This is a genomic window from Neisseria sp. HMSC075C10 (assembly GCF_001815615.1).
In the GTDB taxonomy this organism is placed as follows: Bacteria; Pseudomonadota; Gammaproteobacteria; order Burkholderiales; family Neisseriaceae; genus Neisseria; species Neisseria subflava_A.
In genome coordinates this window covers 227147-230987 of sequence record NZ_KV821269.1, presented here as the reverse complement: position 1 = coordinate 230987, position 3841 = coordinate 227147, and the positions used below count along the sequence as shown (strand labels likewise).

General features: G+C 47.1%; 3 protein-coding genes. 2 read left to right on the top strand and 1 reads right to left on the bottom strand.

The features are described 5' to 3' along the window. Positions 1 to 160 precede the first annotated feature (160 nt). The gene (locus HMPREF3047_RS09995; protein WP_070713882.1) at positions 161 to 814 is read right to left on the bottom strand and encodes an IS1595 family transposase; all 654 of its coding nucleotides are present in this window, start codon (positions 812 to 814) and stop codon (positions 161 to 163) included. Between the two features lie 188 nt (positions 815 to 1002). Here HMPREF3047_RS09995 and uvrB point away from each other — a divergent pair, with 188 nt between their 5' ends. Beyond that, positions 1003 to 3030 carry an excinuclease ABC subunit UvrB gene (gene uvrB, locus HMPREF3047_RS09990; protein WP_070713878.1) on the top strand — a complete coding sequence of 676 codons (2028 nt, stop codon included), beginning with the start codon at positions 1003 to 1005 and terminating at the stop codon, positions 3028 to 3030. Positions 3031 to 3061: 31 nt separating this feature from the next. Beyond that, the gene (locus HMPREF3047_RS09985) at positions 3062 to 3682 is read left to right on the top strand and encodes a hypothetical protein (protein ID WP_070713876.1); all 621 of its coding nucleotides are present in this window, start codon (positions 3062 to 3064) and stop codon (positions 3680 to 3682) included. Positions 3683 to 3841 lie beyond the last annotated feature (159 nt).

Below are 3841 nucleotides of genomic sequence, written 5' to 3'. Positions count from 1 at the left end.
CTGTACGGATGGCGAGGAGATATTTAGGGGCAATGATGCGGAGTGTAAGCCTTTTACGGGGTAGAAATCTGATCGAAAGGGAGGAAGCGGATAAAGAAAAGGACGTGGGGGATACATCCTTTCGGGAGAGGATAATTTAAGGGGCTGTACTAGATTAGCTCTAAATTCCACACCAATCCCGCAGGATTTTTAGCTGCCGGGACGGTGTGCCGAAGTTAAATCGAAATTCGCATTCTTTCAAGAACAGCGGGAAAGATTTGCGATCGATTCCATTGTATTTTCGCAAGACACGTTTTGCCTGATTCCAAAAATTCTCAATGCCATTAATGTGGTTCTGACGGTCGGCAAATTCCTTGGAATGGTTGATGCGGTAATGGATGAAACCGCTCACGTCCAACTGGTCGTAGCTGCTCGGACTATCGGTATAAACAATACTGTCCGGCATGATTTTCTTTTTAATGACAGGGAGTAACGTTTCAGACTTGGCATTATCCACCACAACGATATAGACCCGTCCGTTGCGTTTCAGAATGCCGACGACAACCACTTTTCCTGCCACACCGCGACCACGCCTGCCTTTACGCTGTCCGCCGAAATAGCTTTCGTCCAGCTCGACAGGGCCCTCGAAAACCTCATCGGCAGCCAAGGCCAAATGATAGTTTATAACCGTGCGGATTTTACGGTAGAACAGTGCTGCTGAATTGGGATGGATACCCAAAATATCGACTGCAGAACGGGCGGTAACTTCCAGTACAAAAAAACGGAGCAGTTCTTTCTGTGCTTTTTTCTTTAATTTGCAGTGCGTTATCTTCATATTTCGAGGGTAACATATCTGCTAATCTAGTACAGCCCCTAATTTAATTGTTCCTGCTAACATAACTAACCTCAGTTAGCTAAGGAAGGAGAAGAAATATTTAGTCTTATCAGATTGGCACACTATCAATTTTCAGACGGCCCTTTGTTATAATTCTCTCTTTACCTGAACATAAAACAGGCCGTCTTATGGAAGTCATTCAATATCCCAATTCTCCGTTTAAACTCCACCAGCCATTTCCGCCCGCAGGCGACCAGCCTACCGCCATTGCCGGTTTGCTCGAAGGGCTTTCAGACGGCCTTGCTTATCAAACTCTGCTCGGCGTAACCGGTTCCGGCAAAACCTACACCATGGCAAACGTAATTGCGCAAAGCGGCCGTCCCGCCATCATCATGGCGCACAACAAAACCCTTGCCGCCCAACTCTATGCCGAAATGCGCGAGTTTTTCCCTGAAAACGCGGTGGAATATTTCGTGTCTTACTACGACTATTACCAGCCAGAAGCCTATGTGCCCAGCCGCGATTTGTTTATCGAAAAAGACAGCGCAATCAACGAACACATCGAGCAAATGCGCCTTTCTGCCACCAAAAACCTGATGACGCGCAACGACGTGATTATCGTCGCCACCGTGTCCGCCATTTACGGTATCGGCGACCCGACCGAGTATCAACAAATGGTGTTGTCCGTTAAAGAAGGCGACACCATCGAGCAGCGCGACATCATCGCCACGCTCGTTTCCATGCAGTACGAACGCGGCGATTTGGACTTCAAACGCGGCAGCTTCCGCGTGCGCGGCGACGTGATTGACGTGTACCCCGCCGAAAGCTCGGAAAACGCCTTGCGCATCAGCCTGTTTGACGACGAAATCGACCGCCTCGATATGTTTGACCCGCTTTCAGGCAGCCTTATCCAACGCGTCGGCCGCTACACCGTCTTCCCGTCCAGCCACTACGTTACCCCGCGCGACACCGTATTGCGCGCCTGCGAGTCCATCAAAGAAGAACTGCGCGAACGCATCGAATTTTTCGCCCGCGAACAACGCCCCGTCGAACAACAACGCATCGAACAGCGCACCCGCTTCGACCTCGAAATGCTCTACGAAATGGGCTTCTGCAAAGGCATCGAAAATTACTCCCGCCACTTCTCCGGCAAAAAAGAAGGCGAACCGCCGCCCACGCTGATGGACTACCTGCCCGACAACGCCATCATGTTCATCGACGAAAGCCACGTTACCGTTACCCAAATCGGCGGCATGTACAAAGGCGACGCATCACGCAAGCAAAACCTCGTCGACTACGGCTTCCGCCTGCCTTCCGCCCGCGACAACCGCCCGCTCAAATTCCACGAATTTGAAAAAGTCATGCCGCAAACCGTCTTCGTGTCCGCCACACCCGCCAAATACGAAGAAGAACACGCCGGACAAGTGGTCGAACAAGTCGTCCGCCCCACAGGACTGGTCGACCCCCAAATCATCATCCGCCCAGTTGCCACCCAAGTCGATGACTTAATGAGCGAAATCAACGACCGCATCCAAAAAGGCGAACGCGTTCTCGTTACCACCCTCACCAAACGCATGGCGGAGCAACTCACCGACTATTACAGCGAACTTGGTATCAAAGTGCGCTACCTGCACAGCGACATCGACACCGTCGAGCGCGTTGAAATCATTAGAGATTTGCGGCTCGGCCTGTTTGACGTACTCGTCGGCATCAACCTCTTGCGCGAAGGCCTTGACATCCCCGAAGTCTCCCTCGTCGCCATCCTCGACGCCGACAAAGAAGGCTTCCTGCGTTCCCACCGCAGCCTGATTCAAACCATAGGCCGCGCCGCACGCAACGTAAACGGCGTCGCCATCCTGTACGCCGACAAAATCACTGACTCCATGAAAGCCGCCATCGAAGAAACCGAACGCCGCCGTGAAAAACAGATTAAATTCAACGAAGAACACGGCATCGTGCCGCAGCAGATTAAAAAACAGGTCAAAGATATCATCGATGGCGTGTACCACGAAGAAGACAGCGGCAAAGGTCGTCTGAAAGGCAAAAACAAGGTTAAAGTCGGTGAAATCCACAACGAAGAAGACGCGATTAAAGAAATCGCCAAACTGGAAAAAGCCATGCAGCAGGCGGCTAGGGATTTGCAGTTTGAAGAGGCGGCAGTGTTGAGGGATAAGATTCGGGGGATTAAGGAAGGGTTGTTGTTTGGCTCAGAATAGCTTATTTATTTTTGGTTATTAGGGGATAAGTATGGAAATTGGGCATGTTATAACTATTTTAGTGTCTTTCATTGTTGCATTTTTAACTCTCCAAAATTTTTTTAAACAGAAATGGTGGGAAAGAAAAGAAAGAATTTACTCAGAAACAATTGAAAAATTACAAGAAATACAAAATCTCATACTTGAGTGCCGTATTGATTTAATGAATATAGATAAGTTTCATTTTGATAATGAAAGTATTAGGCAAGAAAATCAGATAAATTTACACAATAAATTTATGGAATTATTATTTTTGAATGATAAATTTGGACTTTATGTATTTAAATTATTCCCATATTTTTTCAGGCCAGCATTAGAGAAAATCACTGATATATCCAGTAGGTTAAGGGGGTATTTGTTAGATTTTTATAATTATCGTGGTGATGATTCGCCTATTGATTTTGATGACATGGATTTGCGCGACAAAATATCTTCATGTTTGGATAAAATGGGCAACTATTTAGACTTGGAGATGCAAAGATTTGCGTTTTATATGAAATCAGACTTACGGGTAAACATAAAATATTTTATTTGTGGATATGGGTTACAAATAAAATGGTTTTGGAGGTGCGTTAGCAACCGATGTAATAAGCTGGGGAAGGGGAAAGTATAAGTTAGGTTTAGATTCAATTAAACCATTAAATCTTCTGAAATGTTGGATTTGTACCCTGAGCAATTAATGCTTTGCTTTAACAATAAGCAAGCCGTAGCTTGCATCTCCACCAACTATTTCGGGCTGATTAAAGTGAGTGCGCAAAGCCATCTGAAGGCG

Coding starts and splice junctions, on each gene's coding strand:
- HMPREF3047_RS09995 (WP_070713882.1), bottom strand. CDS start 814: ATGAAGATAACGCACTGCAAATTAAAGAAAAAAGCACAGAAAGAACTG.
- uvrB (WP_070713878.1), top strand. CDS start 1,003: ATGGAAGTCATTCAATATCCCAATTCTCCGTTTAAACTCCACCAGCCA.
- HMPREF3047_RS09985 (WP_070713876.1), top strand. CDS start 3,062: ATGGAAATTGGGCATGTTATAACTATTTTAGTGTCTTTCATTGTTGCA.